Here is a 23,156-nt window from a genome sequence, read left to right as displayed (position 1 = left end):
CGCGCGCTTACTTCTTGTCCTTGAGGGCAGCCAGCACGGCGAACGGGTTGTCCGGGTCGATCGGCTTGTCTTTCTTGGGCGGGCGCGCCTCGAAGTTGCGCGCTTGGTCGGGTTTGCCACCCTTCTTGCCGCCCTTTTTGTCAAAGGACTTGCCTTGCGGACGTCCGCCTTTGCGATCACCCCGCGGCGCATCGGATTTGCCGCCCTCACGACGGGGCGGGCGGTTGTTGGCCCGCGGGCGCGGCGCCCAGGTGAAGGTGTAAAACACCTCAAGCTCATCGCCGGGCACATCCGCAGGCGCGATCATGTCGCCCCCTGCTTCGGCAGCGGCCTCGGCTTCGGGGTGGGTCTCGGGCGTCGTGTCTCCGCCACCGGTTTCGGCCTCGGCCTCAACCGCCAATTCATTGCCCAACGCCTCGGCGCTCGCGGCCTCTTCGGCCTTTTCCAAGGCCGCAGGTTTAACTTTGGCGCGCTCGCCCTTTTCGGCCTTATAGCCCAAGCCGCCCATCAGATCAGCGAATTGTTCCAGCGTCATGCCGGTAATCGAGAGCATGTCGGGATTACCCTCAAACCCGCCACGGCTGTCTTGCGCACGCAGCAGATCGGCCAACCGCTCCAGCATGTCGATGCGGATCGCGCGCGCACCTGCGGGACGATAGCCCGACAGACGATAGGCCTCAGGCTCGAACCCTTCGATATTGGGGATCGTCACCAGACCCGGAGGCGGGCTTTCGGGAAATTCATCGCGCCCGTCCCAAAGCGAGGCCAGCACCAGCCGCAGCCGGGTCGGCGCGGGTTTCAGCAACACGGGCATAAAGATCGTGTATTGGCCAAAGCGCACGCCATGTTTGCGCAGGGCGCCACGCGCCTCTTGATCCAGCTCCTTGACCTCGGAAGCAACCTGATCGCGCGGCAAGATGCCCAGCGCCTCGACCAGACGGAACGCAAATCCCCGCGCCAAACCGGTCAGCGCCTCATCACGGCTCATCGCGAGAAGCGGCTCGAACAGGGCGGCAACCTTGCGGTCGATGAAATGCTGCAAACGGCGCGTGACCTTTTCGGCCACATCGGATCCTGCCTCGTCGTCGACGAACGCCTGCACGGTCGGGCGCATCACATCGCCGCCCTTGACCAGCTTGCCCACCGCCGTGGTGCCCCACATCAGGCCCCCCTGCTCGGTGAAATCCATCTCGGTGTCGGGCGCGTTGTAGAAGCGATCCGCGCGCAGATTAAATTCGGGTGCGAGCGCCTCATAGGCCGCACGGGCAAGCATTTTCGCCTCATCGGGTGATCCGGTCTCATCCTGACGGAACCGGAACCCTTCAAGACGGCCGGCGAATTCGCCCTCGACCGTCACTTCGCCCTTGTCGTTCACCTCGGCCACGAGGGTCTCCTTCTGCTTGAGCCGGCGCAGCAGCACTGACGTGCGCCGGTCCACAAATCGTTGGGTCAGCGCGCCGTGGAGCGCATCTGACAGGCGGTCTTCTACAGCGCGAGTCGCCTCGCGCCAATGGCTTTCGTCATCAACCCAGCCTTTGCGCTGCGCAACATAGGTCCAGGTGCGGATAAAAGCGAGCCTGCGCGAGAGCGTATCAATATCGCCCCCCGTGCGGTCAATCCGTTCAATCTGACGCGCCAGCCAGTCAGACGGCACACCGCGCCCAGAATGCAGAAAGCCGAAAATCCGCGTCAAAAGGGTCGCATGCTCGGCCTCGGAAATCGAGCGGAAATCCGGGATTCGGCACACATCCCACAGCAATTGCACATCTTTGGGGCTAGTGATGCGGTCGCGCGTCTCGGGGTCTTCGCCAAGCTGCTTGAGCGCGCGCAGATCGTCTGCCTCGCGCCCTTTGGTCAACCATTCGCCCTCGGGGCGGGCCTCAAGAGAGCCAATCAGGCGATCCAGCGTGCCAAATTCCAGCCGCGAATTGCGCCATTGCAGCCGTTGCAACGGCGCAAAGCGGTGATTTTCAATCGCCTCAACGATTTCAGGGGGCAGCGGGCGCGCCTCTCCGGTCACGCCAAAGGTGCCATCGGTGGTGTGGCGCCCTGCCCGCCCCGCGATCTGCGCCAGCTCATAGGGAAACAGTGGGCGCATCCGGCGACCGTCGAATTTCGCCGTAGCCGAGAACGCGACATGATCAATATCCAGGTTCAGCCCCATCCCGATTGCGTCAGTGGCCACCAGATAATCGACATCGCCGTTTTGATACATCTCGACCTGCGCATTGCGGGTGCGCGGGCTGAGCGCCCCCATCACCACCGCACAGCCGCCCTTTTGCCGCCGGATCAGTTCGGCCATCGCATAGGTGTTTTCCACCGAGAAACCGACGATGGCCGAGCGCGGCTTCATCCGCGAAATCTTTTTTGACCCCGAATAGGTCAGCTCGGAAAACCGCTCGCGTTTGGCAAATTGCGCCTTGGGCACCAGCGCCGCAATTGCCCCGCGCATGGTTTCAGACCCTAGGAATAGCGTCTCATGCAGGCCGCGCGCGTTGAGCAACCGGTCGGTGAACACATGCCCGCGCTCGGGGTCGCCGCATAGCTGGATCTCATCGATTGCCAGAAAATCAGCGCCGATTCCCGTTGGCATCGCCTCGGTCGTGGCCACCCAATATTGCGTGCGATCGGGCACGATTCGCTCTTCGCCGGTGACCAGCGCCACCACCGACGGCCCACGTTGCGCCACGATCCGGTCATAGACCTCGCGCGCCAGCAGACGCAGCGGCAGCCCGATCACCCCGGTGCGATGCGCCAGCATCCGTTCAATCGCGTAATGGGTTTTGCCGGTATTGGTCGGCCCCAGCACGGCCGTGATCCGCCCGGTTTGCATTGCAAATTCCTGTCGGCCTTAAAGTGCCGTTCCCTGATGCGTCTTTTGCAGACGCGCGATAGCGTCTTTCACATCCTGTTGATGCGGGTTCAAGGCGAAAGACGCCTGATAGGCCTCTAAGGCGCGCGGTGCATCGTCCATTTCCTCAAGCATTGCCCCTAAACCCGCCAATGCCGCCCAATGGCGCGGCTCAAGTTTGAGAACATGGGCGATATCACGGGCCGCAGGGCCATATAGCCCGGCCATGAAATAGGCAGTCGCGCGCCCGTTCCAACCTTCGGCGAAATCGGGGGCGTGATCCGTCAGGGCGGTGAAATGCTCAATCGCGGCATCGGTATCGCCCTCGTCCAGTGCGGTTTCGCCGCGTTTGAGCAGCAAATCCATACTCGGCGAGCCAGAGCGCGACCACGCCCGGCGAATATCGGCCTCGGCGCGCGCCCAGCCCTGTTCGTTGGGATCGGCCAGCTCTTTGAAATAGGGGTCCAGCCCCGCTGTTTCGGAATAGGCGGGGAAAGCCGCCATTGCCGCAAGCGAAGCGCTCAAGCAAAATGCCGTGACGGCATATTTGAAACTGTTTATCCGGTGCCACATAACACTAGAGTAATACAAATGCCGGAAAATGCGAGAGCCCGGTTTTCAAATCTGGAGGATGATGATGAGCGAAGTGATCAACAAGGCGGTCGAAGCGCTGAAAGTGAAACTGCCCGATGGTTTTTCGTCGACTGCGAAATTCGTGATCGAAGATGAAGGCTCGATCATCGTGGATGAAAACGGTGTGCGCGAAGGCGATGACGACGCCGAAGTCGTGATGACTGCAGACCGCGAAACCTTTGAGGGGATGCTGAACGGTGACGTGAACCCGACGGCGGCGTTCATGTCGGGCAAGCTGAAAGTTGACGGCTCGATGGGTCTGGCCATGCAACTTGGTGCGGCCCTCGCCTAATGGAACGTGCCCCCCTGAATGACGCGATTGCACGCGGCCCCGAGGGGGGCGCGGCCTATTGGCTGAAAACCGAAGACGGTCTGCGCATCCGATTTGGCCATTGGCCCGGTCCCGCGCAGCCGCGTGGCACGGTGTTCTTGCTATGCGGACGCACGGAATACGTTGAGAAATACGGCCCCGCTGCGGTCGAATTCGCGGCGCGCGGCTATGCCATGCTGGCGGTGGACTGGCGCGGTCAGGGCTTGGCCGACCGTTTGCTGCCCAACGACCCGATGAAGGGTCATGTTGGCGGCATCATGGATTATCAGCTTGACCTGAAAGCCGTGATCAAAGCCGCGCATGAACTCAACCTGCCGCGCCCGTTTTACTTTGTCGGCCATTCGATGGGCGGCGCGATCGGGCTGCGCGCGCTTCAAAGCACGGACCATCCTTTTGCCGCCGCCGCGTTCTCTGCGCCGATGTGGGGCATTAAAGTGCCCACATTGCTGCATCCGCTGCGCATCATCATCGCGCAACTGTTCGGGGATTCTTTCATGGCCGAGGGTTTCCCGCCGGGCATGAACGCGCAAACCTATGTCTATCGCGACAGTTTTGAGAAAAACCGACTGACCCGCGACCCCGAGATGTGGGCCTGGCTGATTGATCAGGCCGCCAAAGAGCCTGCACTGACGCTGGCCGGGCCGACGGTCCACTGGGTTGCTGAAAGCATCTTGGAATGTGAGGCGCTGGCCGCGCTGCCCTCGCCCGATCTGCCGTGCTATTGCGCGCTTGGGGGCATCGAGAAGATCGTTTACACGCCTTCGGTGCATGACCGGATGGGACGCTGGCCCGGTGCCACATTCGACGTGATCCCCGGTGCCGAGCACGAGCTCATGATGGAAGTGCCCGCCACGCGCGCGCGTTTTTATGATGGCTGCGTGGCGGTGTTTGATGCGGCCGGAGCGGCAGCAGCGATTAAAGCTGAATCTGCGTAAAGCTGTCGCGCAGCGCGGTTGACCACGCCTCGGACATGCGCGCGAAATCGGGATCGCCCGCCTCAAGGCGACGCTGCATCGTGATCTTGCAGTCATTATTCGCAATCACCGCCAGATCCAGCGGCATCCCGACCGACAGGTTCGAGCGCAGCGTCGAATCCATCGACAAAAGCACCGCCTTTTGCGCATCTTCCAGCGAGGTTTCAGATTCAACCACCCGGTCGAGAATCGGCTTGCCGTATTTATGCTCGCCGATTTGCAGGAACGGCGTGTCCTCGGTCGCTTCGATGAAATTGCCCTCGGGGTAGATCAGAAACATCCGCATTTCGCCGCCCGCGCGCTGACCCGCGACGATGATCGAGGCAGAGGTCGAGACCCGCTCCATCTCCATCCGGCTCACGATCTCTTTGCGCACGCCTGCCATCGTGTTGCCGATGATCTCGGCCACCTTAAGCATTGTCGGCGCAAGCATAATCGAGGTTTCGCCCGTCGCATCTGAAGAGCCGATATCTTCGCGCAGCCGCGCCAGCGTGGTTTGCGTCACCGACAGCGACCCCGCCGTCATGATCGCAATCACCCGCTCACCGGGATCTTCGAAGGTGAACATCTTGCGATAGGTCGCAATATTGTCCAGCCCACCATTGGTGCGCGTATCTGACAGCAGAACCATGCCCGCATTCAAAAGCAAGCCGACGCAATAGGTCATAATTTTCCCCTGATCCCCCTGATCAGCGCGACCTTATTGCTGGACTTGCTCAAGAGCAACTGTGACGTTTAGGCGCTCTTCCGATCCGCCTTGGGTGATACCGCGAATTGGCGCGGCCTCATTCGCGTCTAAACCGGACCCCAGACGGATGTAGCGATCATCGGGGCAGCAGCTATTGGCGGCGTCAAAGCCGATCCAGCCCATGCCCTCGATCCAGATTTCCGTCCACGCATGAGCGGCCTCATGGGGCGCCCCATCTTCGGTGGCAAACAGATACCCCGAAACGTATCGGGCCGGCATGTCATGGGCGCGCGCCACGGCAATCAGCGCATGCGCATGATCCTGACACACGCCCTTGCCTTGGGCCAAAGCCTCGGCGGCAGTGGTGTGGGCGTCGGTCGTGCCGGGTTCGTAAGAAATCGCCTCGGACACAGCCGCACTCAGGCGATGCGCACAATCCAGCGTCTCTGTGCAATCCGCCACGGCTTCCGCAGCCAGTTTCGACAACCCCTCGTCGATCCATGTCGCGGTCGTTTCGCGCAAATAGGCCATCGGATGTACCAACTCGCGGTGACCGCGCAACACGCCCGCCGTATCTATCGTTTCGATCTGCCCCCGCACCGTCACGACGACCTCCTCGACCGGAGGGCGCACCGACCAGCTTTCGACCTTATCGCCCGCCCCGTCGCGAAACTCACCGCCGCGGATGCCGCCTTCGACGGCGACATGCCAGTCGATCTCGCGTTGGCCACTAAACCGCGAGGGAAACAGGCGCAGCGATTGCACCGAAGCCCCCATCGCTGTGTCGTAGGAATATGTCGTCACATGATCGACTGTAAGGATCATCGCGCCTCTCCACTCAGGTAGTTGCGCTGCACCAGACCGGTCAGCGCGCCGATATCCTGAATGAAACGCGTCAGGAATTCATGCAACCCTTCGTCGAAAATCTCGGGGACAGGCGTGGCTGACAACGCGGCAACCAAGGCATGTGCGCTTTCTTGTGCCGGGCCAGCGGGCTTGTTGTAATAGGTCGCCAGATTGTCCAGATGGTGCATCGCCTTCTTGGTCGATGACAGCAGCGAGCGCGGGCTCGCCGAGTTGAGGATCAGGAAATCGACGATCTTGGCCGATGTGATTTCGCCACCATAAGCCCAGTGAAACGCCCGATGCGCATTCAGCGCGCGCAACAGCACCCGCCATTGGTAATTATCCAGCCCCGAGCCGACCATCCCGATCGATGGCAATAACACGAAGTACTTCACGTCGATCAGACGCGCGGTGTTGTCGGCCCGCTCTAGCGCGTAGCCCAGGTTCATGAAAAAGAAGCCGTCATTGCGCAGCATCGTGCCATCCATCGAGCCACGCAGCAGCGCCGATTGACGGTTCACCCAGTCGCACAGCTCGCCCAGCTCCATCTCAGAACGCGGCTGACGTTCGATCTGGCGGATCTGCTGGAACGCGGTGTTGAGCGTGTCCCAGACCTGCCCGGTGATCGCCGTGCGAACGATGCGGGCGTTCTCGCGCGCCCGTTCGATGCACGAAATCACCGATGACGGATTGTCGCGATCAAAGAACAGATAGCTTTCGATATTGCGCTGCACCGGGTCGCCGTATTTCGCCCAGAACCCCTCGGCCGTGCCCGAGGCTTGCAGCAGACTTTCCCAGTCCGATCTGTGACCATGCCCCGCAGAGGGCGTCAGCGAAATTCGCGACCCCACTTCCAGCAGTCGCGCCATCGTTTCCGCGCGCTCCATGTAGCGCGCGACCCAAAACAGATTTTCCGCCGTCCGGCTTAGCATGTCATCACTCCGCCAGAACCCAAGTATCTTTGACGCCGCCACCCTGGCTTGAATTCACCACCAGCGAGCCTTCGGTCAGTGCCACGCGCGTTAATCCGCCTGGCATCAGTTCGATTTTATCCCCTACAAGGCAATACGGCCGCAGATCGACATGGCGCGGGGCCACCCCTTCCTCGACGAAAGTCGGGGTGGTGGACAGCGCCAGCGTCGGTTGGGCGATATAATTGTCGGGATCTTCCATGATCTTATGACGGAAAATCTCAATCTGCTCTTTGGTGGATTTCGGCCCTACCAGCATCCCGTAACCGCCCGATCCATGAACCTCCTTGACGACCAGTTCACCAATCTTGTCGAGCACGTATTTCAGATCATCTTCCTTGGCACATTGCCATGTCGGCACGTTTTCCAGAAGCGGCTCTTCGCCCAGATAAAAGCGGATCATTTCCGGCACGAAAGTATAGATCGCCTTGTCATCGGCCACACCGGCACCGGGCGCCGAGGTAATCGTCACCCCGCCCGAGCGATAGACATCCATCAGCCCCGGCACGCCCAGCATGGAATCAGGACGGAAGCACAGCGGATCGAGATAGGCATCATCCAGCCTGCGATAAATCACATCCAGCTTTTGCGGCCCCTCGGTGGTGCGCATCCAGCAGAACCCGCCCTCAACGAACAAATCGGCCCCTTCGACCAGATCCACACCCATCAGATCGGCCAAGAAGGAATGTTCATAATAAGCCGAGTTGAAATGCCCCGGCGTGAGGATCGCGATTGTCGGCTCGCCAGTGCATTTCGCAGGCGCAACCGAGGCCAGAGTGCGCCGCAGCGCCTCGGGGTAGCCCTCGACCGGCTCGATCCGGTTGTCGCGGAAAAGCTGCGGGAACATCCGCATCATGATCTCGCGGTTTTCCAGCATATAGGACACACCCGAGGGCGTGCGGCAGTTGTCTTCAAGGACGTAGAACTGATCACGCCCGGTGCGCACCAGATCAATGCCCACTATATGGCTGTAGATACCGCGCGGCGGCACGAAACCGCTAACAGCACGCTCATAAGCCTCGTTTTGATAGACGAGACGGGCTGGGATGCGTCCGGCGCGCACGATCTCACCGCGGCCATAGACATCGAGCAAAAAGGCATTCAACGCACGGGCACGCTGCTTGATGCCGCGTTCAAGTTTGCGCCACTCCATTTGCGTGAACACGCGGGGAAACATATCGAACGGGATCAATCGATCCGGGTCGCCGCCCTCACCATAAACCGCAAATGTGATCCCGATCCGACGAAACATGGCCTCTGCCTCGGCCTGTTTCATGGCACGTAAATCGGCGGGCATATCGCGGGTCCAGCCATCCAGCGCGCTATAGGGCGCACGCACCTGATCCCCGTCGAACATCTCGTTGAAATACTCTGTCATTGCGATCGCGGCTACTCCTGCTTCCCTACCTCATTTCTAAGGCTAGAGCATCCGCAGGGAAAGGCAATCGCTGCGGTTGTGGTGCGCAATGAGGCGAACGATGCTACATTTGTGGTCCGCTGCCCAAATTTTACGCACCCCTTGCCATTTCCACCCCATCCCCCCTATCTCAAGACCGACAGCCACACCAAGAGGACGCTATGACATTCACGCCCCCCCGCCCTGTTTATGATGCCAATGCAAATTCGGGGGCGTTCGGCGAGCTTCCCGACTGGGATCTGAGCGATCTGTATCCTGCGCCCGACGCGCCCGAACTTGCCGCCGATATGGCGTGGCTGGAAGAAAACTGCGCCGCCTTTGCACGCGATTATCAGGGCAAGCTCGCCGATCTGGATGCGCGCGGCATGGCCGAGTGCATCGCGCGCTATGAGGCGATCGAGGAAAAAGCGGGCCGCGTGATGTCTTATGTCGGGCTGCGCTATTATCAAAACACTGGCGATGGCGCGCGCGTCAAACAGATGGCAGATGCGCAGGACAAGATCACGACATTCACCACGCCGCTCGTGTTTTTCAGCCTTGAATTCAACCGTATCAACGACGCGCATTACGAAGCGGTGTTCGCCGATCCGCAGGTGGCGCGCTACAAGCCCGTCTTCGACCGGATGCGCGCGATGAAACCGCATCAGCTTTCCGATGAGATGGAAAAATTCCTGCACGATCAATCGGTCGTCGGGGCGGCTGCGTGGAACCGCTTGTTTGACGAAACCACCGCCGCGCTGGAATTTGATGTGCTGGGCGAGACCCTTAGCCTTGAGGCCACCACAACACTTCTGTCCGATCACGACCGCGCCAAACGCGAAGCGGCGGCGCAAGCGCTGGCGAAAGTGTTTAGCGAAAATATCCGCACCTTCTCACGTATCCACAACACGCTGGCCAAGGAAAAAGAGATCGAGGATCGCTGGCGCAAGATGCCCACGCCCCAAACGGGTCGCCACCTGTCCAACGATGTCGAACCCGAGGTGGTCGAGGCCCTGCGCAATGCCGTGGTCGCCGCCTATCCGCGCCTCAGCCATCGCTACTACAAACTCAAGGCGAAATGGCTGGGTCTGGACAAGCTGCAAATCTGGGATCGCAACGCGCCGCTGCCGGCCGAAGACCCGCGCGAGATCCAATGGGACGAAGCCAAAGCCACTGTGCTGGATGCCTATGCCGGGTTTGATCCGCGCATGGCCGAGATCGCGCAACCTTTCTTTGATCGCGGCTGGATTGATGCGGGCGTGAAACCGGGTAAGGCTCCGGGTGCGTTCGCCCATCCGACCGTGACCACCGTGCACCCCTATGTGATGCTCAACTACCTTGGCAAACCGCGCGATGTGATGACGCTGGCGCATGAGTTGGGCCACGGCGTGCATCAGGTGTTGGCGGCGAAACAGGGCGAGATGCTGGCCTCAACCCCGCTGACCTTGGCCGAAACTGCCAGCGTCTTTGGCGAGATGCTGACCTTCCGCAAGCTGCTAGCGGGGGCCAAGACGCAAGAGGAACGTAAGACCATGCTCGCGGGCAAGGTCGAGGACATGATCAACACGGTCGTGCGCCAGATCGCGTTTTACGATTTCGAATGCAAGCTGCATGCCGCGCGCGCGGAGGGTGAGCTAACGCCCGAAGATATCAACGCCTTGTGGATGTCGGTGCAGGGTGAATCTTTAGGTCCGGTGTTCGAATTCATGCCCGGATACGAAACCTTCTGGTCCTACATCCCGCATTTCGTCCACTCGCCGTTCTACGTCTACGCCTATGCGTTCGGCGATGGTCTGGTGAACGCACTTTATGCCGCTTACGAGGCCGAACCGCAGGGCTTCCAAGACAAGTATTTCGCGATGCTCGAAGCGGGCGGATCCATGCATCACAAGGAACTGCTCGCCCCCTTCGGGCTGGATGCCACCGACCCCGCGTTCTGGGACAAGGGCCTGTCGATGATCGAGGGCTTTATCGACGAGCTGGAGGCGATGGAGGGCTGATGCACCCTCTCAGCCGACCAGACAGGGCCTCCATCCTGAGCGCGATGGAGGCCTATCTTGCAGGTGATCGCCCTGCACATATGGGCGAACATTTCCACTGGCATATCCGGCATCCAGATACGGGCTATCCACTGCCTTTGAAAGCGATTTGGGCACTGGCAACAACTGGCATCAATACAGACTTCACCAATTCCTTAAGGCTACGTGAACAACTAGCTGGCCTCGGATTTAACTGCGTTGAATTGGATGGTTCAACTCCAACAGTTCAATTTGGCTGCCTCTTTCCCGAAGAACAGACTTATTCCGAGGGCGAAGAACAGAGCGTTGTTGTAAATAGATACGAACGCGATCCCAAGGCCCGTACGGCATGCCTGACCTACTTCTACGAAAAACGTGGTCGCACTGCTTGCGAAGCTTGTGGCCTTGATTTTGCTGATCGTTACGGCGAATTGGGCGCAGGTTTTATCCATGTTCATCATAAGGTGCCGCTTGCTACACGCGGAGAAAGCTACACACTAGACCCGCGTGAAGATCTCGTTCCTCTTTGTCCCAATTGCCACGCGATGATTCATCGCCTTCCTAAAGGACAGGATACGGTCAAGGACTTGCGCGACAAGCTCCTTCCGAGCAGCAAGTAGCGTACTCAAAAATCCTACTCCCTTCGACAAACAAACAAAAGCCGCGCGAGTCCCCTCTCGCGCGGCTTTCTGATACCGGTCTGCTTCCCCGTCAGACCAGCATGTCTTCGACCTCGTAGCGGGTCAGGCGCGGATGGCTGAGGCGACCGAACTCGCGCAAATGCGAGATTTGCGGAAAAACGCCGGTGAACAGCTGCAACATGCGCGCATCGATCATCCGCTCTGCCCCCTCGCCGGGGTGATAGCTTTCTACCTCAAGCCCGCCGACCTTCAGCGAGCCTTGGGTTTCCAGAACCAGATGATAAACGCTAACCGGCGAGGCTGGCTGCACCTCGATGACGCTGACGCCGTCGATAAAGCCCGAGATCGGCACATAGGCCTGCTCGTTCCCCATGCGTCCACGCAAGCGCGCGTCGCGCAACCCGATGCGGGCATGTGGACCCAGCACTAGATCGGGCATCGGGCGCGCGTGACCGAACGCCTCGGCAGCGACTCGGATCAGTTTCGCGCCCCCCTCAGCCCCCGCCGGAAACATCGTCATAGAGCCGATCCACGTGACCGTTTCGACGCGCCCCTCGGCGGTGTGCACGCGCATGCCCGGCACGAGATCTTCGATGGCCACGGGGCCTTCCTCGGTGGCCAGAACAGAGCCGCGCGCCATGGCCGAGAAGGCCTCTTCAAACAGCGGAATCGCGGGGGCGATGCGGGTTTCGTCTTCGATCATGCCGCCTTCGCCCAGCCACATCGTCGAGTAGCGCCGCGTCAGCGCCGACGCCTTGAGCGTGCGTTTGGGACTAGGTGGCGTAGCGCGCAAAACCCGCGCGGGTGCCTGTGAGACATGCGAATCGGATGTCGTGTGAGCGGGGGACAACCCCGCCACCGAACGGTGGGTATTCCTCATGCGAGCAGCCTTCCGGTCTGTTCACATCTGCGACGGCCCCCACCGGATGCAGTGTGTCAAAGGATAATGACCACCCCCAGCGCAGCCGTCAAATTTCAGCGTAAATTGTCGCCCGGCAGGCGTGCAATGCACCCACCCATCCCCGTATCGTTTCAAACCACGGGACGCGCGGCCACAGTCTTGCCACAATCCAAGACGAATCACCCCGCGCCCCGGGGCAGGCCGGGACGCGGGGATATTTGGGACGAAAGTGGCAGCCTTCGTCCCGATTCCTCTCAACAGCGCACACGGATGTGTCACCACAAACCCCGTGCAGGCCGGAAAGGAAACTCTGAACCCTTAAGACGCCGCGACGCGGCGGGCTGGGGCAATTTCGTGCTCGCTACGGCGTTCAGACAGCGATTTACGCGCGCCGCGGGCGAAGGGCATTTGCACCTCTGTCACGGCGGCTTGGCGTAGTACAGATTTGATCCAGCGGCTTTGGGTCGTTTTACGGCTCATGATGTGCTCCTGCCTCAGGTTGCGGTTCCGGTTTCTCCGGTTTCATCCTTTATGGCGGGGCTTTGCGGCCAGCTTTGGGCGGCGAAAGAAGTTTTTTCACGACGCACGAGCGCGAAATGAGGCAAGCGCGATTGTTTCAATATCCCGCGCAATCAAGTGTTTTCGTCGCGATTGCGCCGCGAGACACCCAAAGTGAGGCTATTCAAAGGCGCAGATTCACCGCTTTCTTGCCGCAATCACAGACGAATCGCAGACAGCAACCGTCCGTAATCTGCCTCACCGGCATGGGTCGTGCGCCGATACGAGAAAAACAACTCGGGTTCGCTATAGGTGCAGCGCCGGATCCACTCAGCCGATCCGACCCCGGCATCACGAAGACGCTGCAGGCTGAAACTTGGCAAATCGAAATGCGCCTTGCCGCCCGGCCCGCCGGAAAAGAAGCGGCTATAGGCGGGGTCTTCGACGATGAACCGTTCCATGAATTCCTCGCCCACCTCGTAGGCTTGCTGCGAAATACAAGGGCCGATCACGGCGGTGATATTCTCGCGCTGTGCGCCAAGGCGTTCCATCGCATCCAGCGTATTTTCCAAAACGCCCTCCAGCGCGCCGCGCCAACCGGCATGGGCGGCACCGATGACCCCCGCCTTGGCATCGGCAAACAATACCGGCTGGCAATCAGCCGTAAGCACCGAAATTGCCAACCCTGGCGTGGCGGTCACGATCGCATCCGCCTCGGCTTGGGTCTCGGGTGGCGCGTCAATGGTTAACACATCGGGCGAATGCACTTGATGCACGCCCACAAGCGCATCGGGGGACACGCCCAGCGCACAGGCCGCGCGGGCGCGATTGGTGCGCACGGCTTCGGCCTGATCCGACGAACCGGGGCCGCAATTCAGCCCCCAGAAGATGCCCGATGACGCCCCGCCCTTTCGCGTGAAAAACCCGTGCTGCAGGCCGCTCAGCGCAGGGGCTGTCAGGATTTCAAGCGTCGTTTCCATCGCATTTCCTTGCCAATCAGGGCGCATCAAAACCCGGCGGCAGCGCCGCAGCTTGCGGCACAATCGCCAGCGTTTGGAATAGGTGACCCATTTCCGCCGGATGGGTCAAGCGGCGATGCGCGGCGATATGGGCCTCAAGGGCTTGGCCGGTCATCGCTTGCGCCAAAGTTTGCGCACGCGCGGTAATCCCCAGACGTTCAAGCAGCACGCCTTGCGCGGTCATCGCGCTTGGCTGCGCCCCTGCTGCGCGGGCGGCCTGAGCGAGCGGTTCGAAATCGACATGGGCGGTCAGATCGGCCTCGCCGGGGGTGGCAAAGGGATCGACGGGCTGATGGGCGCGCAGGGCTTGGAACGTATCGCCCAAGCTGTGCCAATTGCCGTAATCAATCAGGATTGCCGCGCCGCCATGGGCTGCGATCCGCGTTCCCAGATCGCTAGCAAATGCCACGGCAGGCGCGCAGGTTTCCACGACATCGCCGGGTTTGGTGTCGCCGATGCGCCCCTCAAGCGCGGCCAGCCGTGTCGGTGGCGCAAGGCCTGCCAGCAACGCGCCATCTGGTGCAAGCCCGACTTGGCGTTCTGACCAACCCGCTTCGACACGCTGAAACTGCCGGATCGGCAGCGCGTCGAGAAATTCATTCGCGACCAGAAACACCGGTTGATCGGGCAGCGCGGCAAGGCTGTCATGCCACGTCACCTCATGCCCCGCCAATGTCTGACGCTGGATGTCGCGCAGGGTTTGCGAGGCTTCGATCAGATGGATCTGCGCCGCCGCGAGCATCCCCGGAACAGCCCGCATCGCGCGCACCATATCGGCCATCAATGTGCCGCGCCCCGGCCCGGCCTCGGCCAGCGTGAACGGCGTTGGGCGCCCCTGATCGACCCAAGCCTGCGCCAAGGCCAGCCCGATCATCTCGCCAAACATCTGGCTGATCTCGGGCGCGGTGATGAAATCGCCAGCAGTCCCGAACGGATCGCGCGTGGCGTAGTAGCCATGCGCGGGATGCAGCAGACAGGCCCCCATATAGCGGTCCAGCCGCATCGGGCCCTCGGCAGCGATCTGCCCCCCCAGAAGCCGCCCGAGCGGGGTCATAGCGCCTTGGGCGCACGCATCGCGCGGATGATAAAGAACAGCCCGACCAAGATCATCGGGATCGACAGCACCTGCCCCATCGTCAGCCCTAGCCCATCGGTGAAGCGGATCACATGGCCATAGGGGTTTCCAAGGGTGACGAATTGCGGATCGCCTTGGCGGAATAGTTCGACGAACGCGCGCGCGCTGCCGTAGCCCGTCAGGAAAATTCCAAGGCTCAGACCGGGGCGTTTCAGCGAGCGGGCAAAGCGCATCATCCCCCACAGGATCAGGCCCAGAACAAGGCCCTCGAGCCCCGCCTCATACAATTGCGAGGGATGGCGGGCGCAGGTTCCGTCGACCTGCCCGGCAAGCCCCAGACAGGTTTGCGCCGCCTCACCCGGAAAGATCACGCCCCAAGGCACATCGGTCGGGCGGCCCCACAGCTCGGGCTTGATGAAATTCGCGATCCGCCCCAGAAACAGCCCGATTGGCGCGACCAAAGCCATCGCATCAGCCAGTTGCAGCTTAGGCACATCATGGCGGCGCGCGAACCACCAACCCGCCACCAGCGTGCCCAGAAACCCGCCGTGAAACGACATGCCGCCCTGCCAGACCTTAAGCACATCAAGTGGATGCGCGAGATACCACGCCGGTTCATAAAACAGCACAAAGCCCAGACGCCCGCCCAGCACCACGCCCAAAATCACCGCCGTCAGCAGGTCTTCGACCTTGCCCGGTGCCATCGGGGCTGCGTTGTTTGGCCACAAACCGGGGCGCTTCATCAGCGCCACGATGATCCGCCAGCCCAGCACCAGCCCCGTGATATAGGCCAGCGCATACCAGCGGATCGGCAGGCCCACGAACGGGATGGTCAACGCGACCGGATCGAATTGCGGAAAGGGAATGGCAAGGGGCAGCAATGCGGTCTCCTCGGGATGATGCGCGGCGAGAAAGCCTTGCCGCGTGCGGGAAGTCAACCTTGCACCCCGGCCTCGCGCGGCCCATATAGGCCTTAACCGATTACGTTCACGCGAGGGGATGCCCATGCAACCGCCAAACAAGATTTTCGACGAAATGTCCAAGCTGATGACCAACGCGATGGGCGTGGCCCAAGGTGCCAAGGACGAGGCCGAAACCGCGATGAAATCGTGGATGGACCGCTGGCTGGCGGATCGTGATTTCGTCACCCGCGAAGAATTCGACGCGGTGCGCGCGATGGCGCAAAAAGCGCGCGAGGAAAACGAGGCGCTTAAGGCGCGGCTTGATGCGATGGAAGGGGCGAAAAAGCCCGCCGCGAAAAAGGCCAAACCTGACGCGTAAAGCGGTCTGCGAGATTGAAGCAAAAAGGTCGCTCGTGTCGAGAGCGGCCTTTTTCACATTCCAAACGGCACCGCGCGCCTTAACAGCGCTGGACCGAGACCGTCTGCCAGATCAGATTGGCCGGTGCTTGGGATTCCATGAAGGCAATGTCATAGGCGTCGCGGCCCACAACAATCACGGCCATCGCATCAGCGCTGCACATGCCGGTCGCATCAACAAGATGCCAAGCGCCGTCCAACCAAACCTCGGCCACCGCGTGGAAATCCTGCGGCGTCACATCAGGCCCATAGGCCGAGACCGCGCGCGCCGGAATTTGCGCCGCGCGCACCATCGTGCACAGCAAATGCGCATAATCGCGACATACGCCCTGACGCCCTGCGAAGGTCTCAAGCACATTGGTGTCGGAATCCGAACTGCCCGGAACATAGGACAAATTCGACTCGATCCAGTCGCGAATGGCGGCGACCTTGCTGCCCCCTTCCAGATGGCCAAACCGTTTGTTCACGAAAGAAATGAACTTGTCGGACTGGCAATAGCGCGAGGGGCGCAAATAGGGCGCGGCCTCGGCTGTGATCTCATGCAGGGGCATCGCGCGCAAACCATGCAGCGACACGGGATCGCGCGTAACGTCAATCTCTGCATGATACTGCAACCACATTTCGTTTCCCGGCACCCGCGCCCAGATACGTTCCCCGACATCGCTATCGGCAGCGATGCGAAACACCTCGGAATATCCGAGATTCATCGTTGCGTTGCTGATGCGTTGCCCGGGAATTTGCGCCGCCTCGACCGCCAGCGCGACCGTGTTCGGGCAGGGAAAGCTGTAATGCATCTGAACATCGATCAAAAAGCGCATGGCTGTCCCTGTTCTCGTCTCGTTGGATAGGCAATCGGCGAACGGTCGGAAAGGTTCCACACTATCGTGAAACGTCCCGAGTCAGGGCAGTGTAACGGCCATGTTTAGCCGATTACACCGCGCGCGCCGCCGGTTTGCCCGCGATCCATCAGCAATTGATCAAGGATTACGCAGGCCATCATCGCCTCGGCTACGGGCACGGCGCGGATACCAACGCAAGGGTCGTGACGGCCCTTGGTGATCACCTCAACCTCTTCGCCCCGCGTGTTGACCGAGCGGCGCGGCGTCAGGATCGAGCTGGTCGGTTTAACGGCAAACCGCACGGTGATCGGCTGGCCGGTGGTGATGCCGCCCAAGATACCGCCCGCGTGGTTGGACAGGTATTCCACCCCATCGGGCCCCATCACCATCTCATCGGCATTGTCCACGCCCGTCAGCGCCGCTGCGGCCATGCCCTCGCCAATCTCAACGCCTTTGACGGCGTTGATCGACATCATCGCAGCGGCCAGTTCGGTGTCCATCTTGGCGTAAACCGGCGCGCCGAGGCCGGCCGGGCAGCCCTCGGCCACGACCTCAATCGCGGCGCCGACAGAATTTTGCCCCTTGCGGATCGCGGCGAGGTAATCGGCCCATTCATCAACCGCGAGTGCGTCGGGAAGGAAGAACGGGTTTTGCAGGATCTGCTCGCGATCAAAGCGGGCGCGGTTGATCTGCTTGGCCCCCATCTGCACCATGTAGCCGTAGATTTTCAGATCGGGCACCAGTTGCGCCAGCGCGGCCTGCGCCACGCCCCCCGCCGCCACCCGTGCCGCGGTTTCGCGCGCGCTGGAACGCCCGCCGCCGCGATAATCGCGCACGCCGTATTTCTGGTGATAGGTGATGTCGGCATGGCCGGGGCGGAACTGCTGCGCGATCTCGCCGTAATCCTTGGATCGCTGATTGGTGTTCTCGATCACCACCTGGATCGGCGTGCCAGTTGTGCGCCCCTCAAACGTGCCAGACAGGATGCGCACCGCGTCAGGTTCCTTGCGCTGCGTGGTCTCTTTGCTTTGGCCGGGACGGCGGCGATCCAGAAACTGCTGGATGAATGCCTCGTCGATCGCGATGCCGGGCGGGCAGCCATCAACCGTCGCGCCAAGGGCAGGCCCGTGGCTTTCGCCCCAAGTGGTGACGCGGAACAGGTGACCAAAGCTGTTGAACGACATAGGCGTGCAGCCTCCTCAGGGATTTCGACCTTTGGCTTAGCAATTCGGCCGCCCCGAGGCAACGCGGATGCAATGACGCGCAAAGGGCAGACACCACGTAAAGACAATCAAACCGAAAGGCTGCCAGATAGTCGTGCATCTTTACGACGCCCGACGGATCTTGCGCAAGGCGCTTGCAAGCTGGGCCTGCGGCGCGCCCGCGCGATGCTGCCCGCGTTACTGCCCTTGTGCGGCATGTCAGCCCTGCCGCTGGATAGGGCGGGCGGGATTACCGACGACAACTTCGCCTGGCGCGACATCTCTGGTCACCACGCTTCCGGCCCCAACAACAGCCCCTTCACCGATTGTGACACCGGCAAGGATGATCGCGCCGCCCCCGATCCAGGCACGCTTTGCGATGCGCACGGGCAGGGCGCGCTCCAGCCCCTCGACGCTGCGCTTTATCGGGTCGTGATGATGCTCCGCGCAGTAGATCTGAACATTGGGGCCCAGCATACACTGATCGCCTATGGTGACACGCGCGCAGTCAAGAATGGTGCAGCCCGCGTTCAGATAGACCTGATCGCCCAGCGCGATATTGATGCCATAGGCGCAGTGAAACGGCGCCTCGACGATCGCGTTCTCCGCGTTCAGTAGCTGTTTCAGTTTCGGCGCAATCGCTCCGCGATCTTCAGGTGGCAAGCTATTGTGCTGATATACCGCCGCCCGCGCCGTGGTCCTAAGCGCCTCAAGCTCCGCATCAAGACAGCAATACCATTCGCCGGCCGCCATTTTCGCCCGCTCTGTCCGCATTATCGCCCCCTCCGGCATCCCCGCTTTGAGAATCCTATACCCCGCCGCAGCACCTCTTGCACTGCCAGCCCTTCCATCCTAGGATCCGCCCCACCTCGGGGTGCCGGTGAAAACCGGCTGAGATGCGACACGCGCGAACCCGTTGAACCTGAACCGGTTAAGACCGGCGGAGGGAAGGTAGTCGGATATTCCGGCCCCACTCCGCCCGGCAAGCCCTTGGAGTGAGACATGAAATCCACCCTGATGCTTGCGGGAGCCCTGAGCCTGATCGCCACTTTGGCGGTTGCGCAGGACAAGCCCGTACTCACAGTTTACGCGCCTGATTATTTCACCAGCGAATGGGGTCCCGGCCCTGCGATTGAAAAGGGGTTCGAGGCGACCTGCGGATGCGATCTAAAATTCGTCGCAGGCGATGTGCTGCCCCGCGTGATGCTGGAAGGCGACAAAACCTCGGCCGATGTGGTGATCGGGCTCAATACCGATGTCACCGCCAAAGCGCGCGCCACCGGCCTGTTTGCGCCCCATAACGAGGACACCTCGGATCTGAGCATGCCGGTGAAATGGGACGATCCGGTTTTTCTGCCCTTCGATTGGTCCGATCTGGCCTTTGTCTATGACAAGACCAAGCTGAAAAACCCGCCTCATAGCTTTGCCGAGCTGCTGGATGCCCCCGATGATGCCTATAAGATCGTGATCGAAGACCCGCGCAGCTCCGCAGCCGGGTTGTCGCTGCTGCTGTGGGTCAAGGCGATCTATGGCGATCAGGCGCAGGCCGCTTGGGAAAAACTCGCGCCGAAAATCCTGACCGTGACGCCCGGCTGGTCCGAGGCTTACGGGATGTTCACCGATGGCGAGGCCGATATGGTGCTAAGCTACGTCACCTCGCCCGCCTATCACATCATCGCCGAGGACGATGACAGCAAGGTCGCCGCGATCTTCCCCGAAGGGCATTATTTCACGCCCGAACTGGCGGCCCAACTCAAGACGTCGAAACACCCGAAACTGGCGCAAGAGTTCATGGATTACATCCTGAGCCCCGAGTTTCAAAAAATGATCGTCACGGCGAACTGGTCCTTCCCGGCCAAGCTGCCCCATGATCAACTGCCCGAGGTGTTCCAAGACCTGCCGATGCCCGAAAAGACCCTTTATACACCCGAAGACGAGGCCGAAAAACTGCGCGGCCCCGCGCTCGAAGAATGGCAGCGCGCGCTCGCGAAATAGCCCCGGCGGCGGTTGCGGGCGCGGTTCTGGCCGCGCTCGTGATCGGCACGCTGGTGGCCGTGGCGATCCGCGCAGGCGGATTAAGCGGGTTGCGCACCAGCGATCTGGCCGCGATCCGCTTTACGCTGTGGCAGGCGGCGCTGTCGGCGTTGCTGTCTTGCGCGCTGGCGATCCCGGTGGCGCGCGCGCTGCATCGTCGCCGCTTTGCCGGGCGCGATCTGCTGATCTCGCTGATGGGCGCGCCCTTTATCCTGCCGGTGATCGTGGCCGTGTTCGGTTTGATCGCGGTGTTCGGTCGGCGCGGGTTCATCAACGCAGCGCTGGCACATTTCGGGATCGAGCCGCTCTCGATTTACGGCGCGCAAGGCGTGATCACGGCGCATGTGTTCTTCAACCTGCCACTGGCCACGCGGATGATCCTGCATGGCTGGCAGGCGATTCCGTCCGAGCGCTTCCGCCTTGCCGCCAGCCTTGGATTTGGTCCCACCCAAACCGCGCGGCAGCTGGAACGCCCGATGCTGCGTGCCGTTCTGCCCGGTGCGTTTCTCGCGATTTTTCTGGTGTGTCTGACATCGTTTGCGGTCGCGCTGACGCTGGGCGGCGGGCCGCGCGCGACCACGGTGGAACTCGCGATCTATCAGGCGTTCCGCTTCGATTTCGACATGGGCCGCGCGGCCAGCCTCGCGCTGGTGCAGGTCGCGATTTCGGTCACCGCCCTGCTAATCGCCGCGCGCGTCACGCTTCCCGCCAGCTTTGGCGCGGGCCACGACCGGAGCTTCGCGCCGATTGCGCAACTCTCGGGCGGTGCCGCGCATACCGCGTTGGACGTAGCCGCGATCACTCTTGCCGCCGCCTTTCTACTCACCCCGATCGGGGCAGTTTTCGCCCGAGGGCTGCCCGCGCTGAGCAACCTGCCACCGATGATCTGGAGCGCCACCGCGACCTCGCTGATCATTGCGCTGGCCTCGACGATTGCAACGCTGATCGTCGCGCTGCCCCTCGCGCTGGCCGCGACCCGTCACCGCTGGGCAGAGATCACGGCGATGCTGCCGATGACCGCCTCGGCGCTGGTGATGGGCACGGGGGCATTCCTGATCGCACGGCCTTTCATCAACCCCACCAGCCTCGCCCTGCCGATGGTTTTGCTGACCAATGCCGCGCTGTCGGTGCCCTTTGCCACCCGCATCCTGCTGCCCGAAATTCGCACGCTTCGGGCGGATTACGACCGGCTCGCGTCCTCGCTGGACTTGCGCGGGATCGCCCGATTGCGCCTGCTGACGCTGCCCCGTCTTGCCCGCCCCTTGGGGTTTTCAGCCGGGCTGGCGGCGGCGTTTTCAATGGGCGATCTGGGCGTAATCACGCTGTTTTCCGATGGCCAGACCCGCACCCTGCCGCTGGCGTTGTTCCAACTAATGGGATCATATCGCATGGATCAGGCGGCGGGCGCGGCAAGTCTGCTGCTGATCCTCACCTTCGCGCTGTTCTGGGCGCTCGACCGATTGGGGCATTATGCTGACCCTCGATAACCTCATAATTGAACAAGGCGATTTTCGCCTCAGCGCCGATCTAACCATTCCTGCCGGGGCGCGTGTCGCCGTGATCGGCCCCTCAGGCGCTGGCAAATCCACGCTGCTTTCGGTGATTGCGGGGTTCTTTGCCGCCACGCAGGGCCGCGTTTTGTGGCGCGGCGAGGACATCACCCAAACCGATCCCGGTGCGCGCCCGCTCTCGATCCTGTTTCAGGATCAAAACCTGTTCCCCCATCTCAGCGTCACACGCAATCTCGCGCTGGGGCTGAACCCCGCTGGCAAGGTCGCGGCAACAGACCGCACCCGTATCGAAACCGCGCTGATCCGGGCGGGGCTGGAGGGAATGGGTGCGCGCAAACCCGGCCAGTTATCGGGCGGTCAGCAAAGCCGTGCGGCACTGGCGCGGGCCCTATTGCGTGCGCGTCCGATGCTGCTGCTCGATGAACCCTTCGCCGCGTTAGGTCCGGCATTGAAGGCGGAAATGCTTGGGCTGGTGGCGCAGATCGCGCGGGAACAAGGCACCACGGTCTTGATGGTCAGCCACGATCCCGAGGATGCGCGCGCGCTGTGTCCACAAACCGTTCTGGTGGCCGATGGCGTGGCGCTGCCGCCCCAAGACACGCAAAGCCTGCTTGATCACCCGCCCCCCAGCCTGCGCGCCTATCTGGGCGCGTGAGCAAAGGCGCGCCGCTTATTCAGGCTGGTTATCCAGCAAAGCGCGGCGCGATTCCGAGGCAAACTCGCGCCGCCACAGCATCGCAGTGGTAAACACCGTCGTGGCGATCAGCGCCAGCGGCCCCAGCAACCACGCCAGCGTCGCCAGCGCGAAATAAACCGAGCGCAGCCCGCGATTGAAGCTTTTGGCGGCATTGATATTGATCTGCGCGGCCTGATCCGCGCGTGGATAGGCCAGCGGATCGTCGGGATCATTGGGCACCGCCGCCATCGCAATCGCGGCGTAAGAAAACAGCCGATGCGACCAGACGAATTTCAAAAACGCATTGGCGCCAAATAACACGGCGGTCAGAATCCGCGCCTCCCACAACAGCGCCGGCCCCTGCGCAAAAGCAAAGTCGCTTGCGATATCGGTCAATGGCTTGGGGTTGGCCAGCAGGGCCAGCCCGCCGCCAATCGCGATCAAAGCAGTCGAGGCGAAAAATGTCGTCGACTGGCGCAGCCCATCCACCATCGCGCTGTCAAAAATGCGCGGTTGGCGCGTCACCAACTGGCGCATCCATTCGCGGCGATAGCTTTCCATCAACTTCCCCATTGAGGGGCGGTGGGCGGGCGAGTGCTCGGTCAGCCAGCCAATCGCCAGCCAGCAGATAACCAGCACGACAAGCGCGATCAAATCGAGCGGGGCAAACGGGCCAAAGAGACTGTTTTCTGTCATGCTCTCTGTTAGCGTGAGAGGAGTTGACTTGTCACGC

23 protein-coding genes and 1 riboswitch are annotated in these 23,156 nt (G+C 61.6%); of the genes, 8 read left to right on the top strand and 15 right to left on the bottom strand.

Annotated features, from left to right (window positions below; genetic code table 11):
- Positions 1-7: 7 nt before the first annotated feature.
- On the bottom strand, positions 8-2,833 hold the full coding sequence (locus DT23_RS04300) for a helicase-related protein (RefSeq protein ID WP_038128609.1): 2,826 nt from the start codon (positions 2,831-2,833) through the stop codon (positions 8-10).
- 18 nt (positions 2,834-2,851) lie between these two features.
- Complete coding sequence (locus tag DT23_RS04295; RefSeq protein WP_240473539.1) at positions 2,852-3,376, bottom strand: tetratricopeptide repeat protein; 525 nt, start codon at positions 3,374-3,376, stop codon at positions 2,852-2,854.
- A gap of 112 nt (positions 3,377-3,488) precedes the next feature.
- Here DT23_RS04295 and DT23_RS04290 point away from each other — a divergent pair, with 112 nt between their 5' ends.
- Both DT23_RS04290 and DT23_RS04285 read left to right on the top strand, forming a co-directional pair.
- Complete coding sequence (locus DT23_RS04290) at positions 3,489-3,776, top strand: SCP2 sterol-binding domain-containing protein (RefSeq protein WP_038128714.1); 288 nt, start codon at positions 3,489-3,491, stop codon at positions 3,774-3,776.
- Positions 3,776-4,750, top strand: a complete 975-nt coding sequence (locus tag DT23_RS04285; protein WP_038128604.1) for an alpha/beta hydrolase — start codon at positions 3,776-3,778, stop codon at positions 4,748-4,750. The genes DT23_RS04290 and DT23_RS04285 overlap by 1 nt, the downstream gene beginning before the upstream one ends.
- Here the strand turns inward: DT23_RS04285 and DT23_RS04280 are convergent.
- Genes DT23_RS04280 through DT23_RS04265 form a run of 4 tightly spaced genes read right to left on the bottom strand, consistent with a single transcriptional unit; the run spans position 4,731 to position 8,672 of the window.
- Positions 4,731-5,456 carry a proteasome-type protease gene (locus DT23_RS04280; protein ID WP_038128602.1) on the bottom strand — a complete coding sequence of 242 codons (726 nt, stop codon included), beginning with the start codon at positions 5,454-5,456 and terminating at the stop codon, positions 4,731-4,733. The genes DT23_RS04285 and DT23_RS04280 overlap by 20 nt on opposite strands.
- A 33-nt stretch (positions 5,457-5,489) precedes the next feature.
- On the bottom strand, positions 5,490-6,302 hold the full coding sequence (locus tag DT23_RS04275) for a transglutaminase family protein (protein ID WP_038128600.1): 813 nt from the start codon (positions 6,300-6,302) through the stop codon (positions 5,490-5,492).
- Positions 6,299-7,255, bottom strand: coding sequence for an alpha-E domain-containing protein (locus DT23_RS04270; RefSeq protein ID WP_038128597.1), 957 nt, complete (start codon positions 7,253-7,255; stop codon positions 6,299-6,301). The genes DT23_RS04275 and DT23_RS04270 overlap by 4 nt, the downstream gene beginning before the upstream one ends.
- Before the next feature lie 4 nt (positions 7,256-7,259).
- A complete protein-coding gene (locus DT23_RS04265) occupies positions 7,260-8,672 on the bottom strand; it encodes a circularly permuted type 2 ATP-grasp protein (RefSeq protein WP_038128596.1) in 1,413 nt (470 codons plus the stop codon).
- 200 nt (positions 8,673-8,872) lie between these two features.
- On the opposite strand from DT23_RS04265, the gene DT23_RS04260 reads away from it, so the two are divergent.
- Both DT23_RS04260 and DT23_RS18870 read left to right on the top strand, forming a co-directional pair.
- Entirely contained in the window at positions 8,873-10,690 is a 1,818-nt protein-coding gene (locus DT23_RS04260; protein WP_038128594.1) for a M3 family oligoendopeptidase, read from the top strand.
- The gene (locus DT23_RS18870; protein WP_081846912.1) at positions 10,690-11,328 is read left to right on the top strand and encodes an HNH endonuclease; all 639 of its coding nucleotides are present in this window, start codon (positions 10,690-10,692) and stop codon (positions 11,326-11,328) included. The genes DT23_RS04260 and DT23_RS18870 overlap by 1 nt, the downstream gene beginning before the upstream one ends.
- Positions 11,329-11,419: 91 nt before the next feature.
- Here the strand turns inward: DT23_RS18870 and DT23_RS04250 are convergent, their stop codons facing one another.
- The 5 genes from DT23_RS04250 to lgt form a co-directional block, all read right to left on the bottom strand.
- A complete protein-coding gene (locus DT23_RS04250) occupies positions 11,420-12,229 on the bottom strand; it encodes a Hint domain-containing protein (RefSeq protein ID WP_081846911.1) in 810 nt (269 codons plus the stop codon).
- A 339-nt stretch (positions 12,230-12,568) separates the two neighbouring features.
- Positions 12,569-12,730 carry a hypothetical protein gene (locus DT23_RS19340; RefSeq protein WP_156023851.1) on the bottom strand — a complete coding sequence of 54 codons (162 nt, stop codon included), beginning with the start codon at positions 12,728-12,730 and terminating at the stop codon, positions 12,569-12,571.
- A gap of 236 nt (positions 12,731-12,966) precedes the next feature.
- Positions 12,967-13,728, bottom strand: coding sequence for a peptidoglycan editing factor PgeF (gene pgeF / locus DT23_RS04245; protein ID WP_038128712.1), 762 nt, complete (start codon positions 13,726-13,728; stop codon positions 12,967-12,969).
- Positions 13,729-13,744: 16 nt separating this feature from the next.
- Positions 13,745-14,821: a class I SAM-dependent methyltransferase gene (locus DT23_RS04240; RefSeq protein ID WP_038128587.1), complete on the bottom strand. Its 1,077-nt coding sequence runs from the start codon at positions 14,819-14,821 to the stop codon at positions 13,745-13,747.
- Positions 14,818-15,720: a prolipoprotein diacylglyceryl transferase gene (gene lgt / locus DT23_RS04235; protein WP_476718433.1), complete on the bottom strand. Its 903-nt coding sequence runs from the start codon at positions 15,718-15,720 to the stop codon at positions 14,818-14,820. The genes DT23_RS04240 and lgt overlap by 4 nt, the downstream gene beginning before the upstream one ends.
- Positions 15,721-15,847: 127 nt before the next feature.
- Between lgt and DT23_RS04230 the strand changes: the two genes are divergently transcribed.
- Positions 15,848-16,123 carry an accessory factor UbiK family protein gene (locus tag DT23_RS04230; RefSeq protein ID WP_038128706.1) on the top strand — a complete coding sequence of 92 codons (276 nt, stop codon included), beginning with the start codon at positions 15,848-15,850 and terminating at the stop codon, positions 16,121-16,123.
- A gap of 79 nt (positions 16,124-16,202) precedes the next feature.
- On the opposite strand, the gene DT23_RS04225 is transcribed toward DT23_RS04230, so the two are convergent.
- From DT23_RS04225 to DT23_RS04215, 3 genes are all read right to left on the bottom strand, one after another.
- Positions 16,203-16,979, bottom strand: a complete 777-nt coding sequence (locus DT23_RS04225; protein ID WP_038128585.1) for a transglutaminase-like domain-containing protein — start codon at positions 16,977-16,979, stop codon at positions 16,203-16,205.
- Positions 16,980-17,083: 104 nt separating this feature from the next.
- Positions 17,084-18,184, bottom strand: coding sequence for a chorismate synthase (aroC, locus tag DT23_RS04220; RefSeq protein WP_038128582.1), 1,101 nt, complete (start codon positions 18,182-18,184; stop codon positions 17,084-17,086).
- 237 nt (positions 18,185-18,421) lie between these two features.
- Entirely contained in the window at positions 18,422-18,976 is a 555-nt protein-coding gene (locus DT23_RS04215) for a sugar O-acetyltransferase (RefSeq protein ID WP_038128580.1), read from the bottom strand.
- An 86-nt stretch (positions 18,977-19,062) separates the two neighbouring features.
- Positions 19,063-19,168, top strand: a riboswitch (TPP riboswitch).
- Positions 19,169-19,204: 36 nt separating this feature from the next.
- Here DT23_RS04215 and thiB point away from each other — a divergent pair.
- The 3 genes from thiB to DT23_RS04200 are packed head-to-tail and all read left to right on the top strand — an operon-like array spanning position 19,205 to position 22,402.
- Positions 19,205-20,197 carry a thiamine ABC transporter substrate binding subunit gene (thiB, locus tag DT23_RS04210; protein WP_038128578.1) on the top strand — a complete coding sequence of 331 codons (993 nt, stop codon included), beginning with the start codon at positions 19,205-19,207 and terminating at the stop codon, positions 20,195-20,197.
- Positions 20,173-21,723, top strand: a complete 1,551-nt coding sequence (locus tag DT23_RS04205; protein ID WP_038128575.1) for a thiamine/thiamine pyrophosphate ABC transporter permease ThiP — start codon at positions 20,173-20,175, stop codon at positions 21,721-21,723. The genes thiB and DT23_RS04205 overlap by 25 nt, the downstream gene beginning before the upstream one ends.
- Positions 21,707-22,402 (top strand): thiamine ABC transporter ATP-binding protein, encoded by a 696-nt coding sequence (locus DT23_RS04200; RefSeq protein WP_038128571.1) that lies wholly within the window; start codon positions 21,707-21,709, stop codon positions 22,400-22,402. The genes DT23_RS04205 and DT23_RS04200 overlap by 17 nt, the downstream gene beginning before the upstream one ends.
- A 15-nt stretch (positions 22,403-22,417) precedes the next feature.
- On the opposite strand, the gene DT23_RS04195 is transcribed toward DT23_RS04200, so the two are convergent.
- Positions 22,418-23,119, bottom strand: coding sequence for a DUF599 domain-containing protein (locus DT23_RS04195; RefSeq protein WP_038128568.1), 702 nt, complete (start codon positions 23,117-23,119; stop codon positions 22,418-22,420).
- Between the last annotated feature and the right edge of the window lie 37 nt (positions 23,120-23,156).

Origin of the sequence: Thioclava indica, from assembly GCF_000714545.1 — a bacterium.
Lineage (GTDB): Bacteria > Pseudomonadota > Alphaproteobacteria > Rhodobacterales > Rhodobacteraceae > Thioclava > Thioclava indica.
This window is presented reverse-complemented; position numbering and strand designations above follow the sequence as displayed.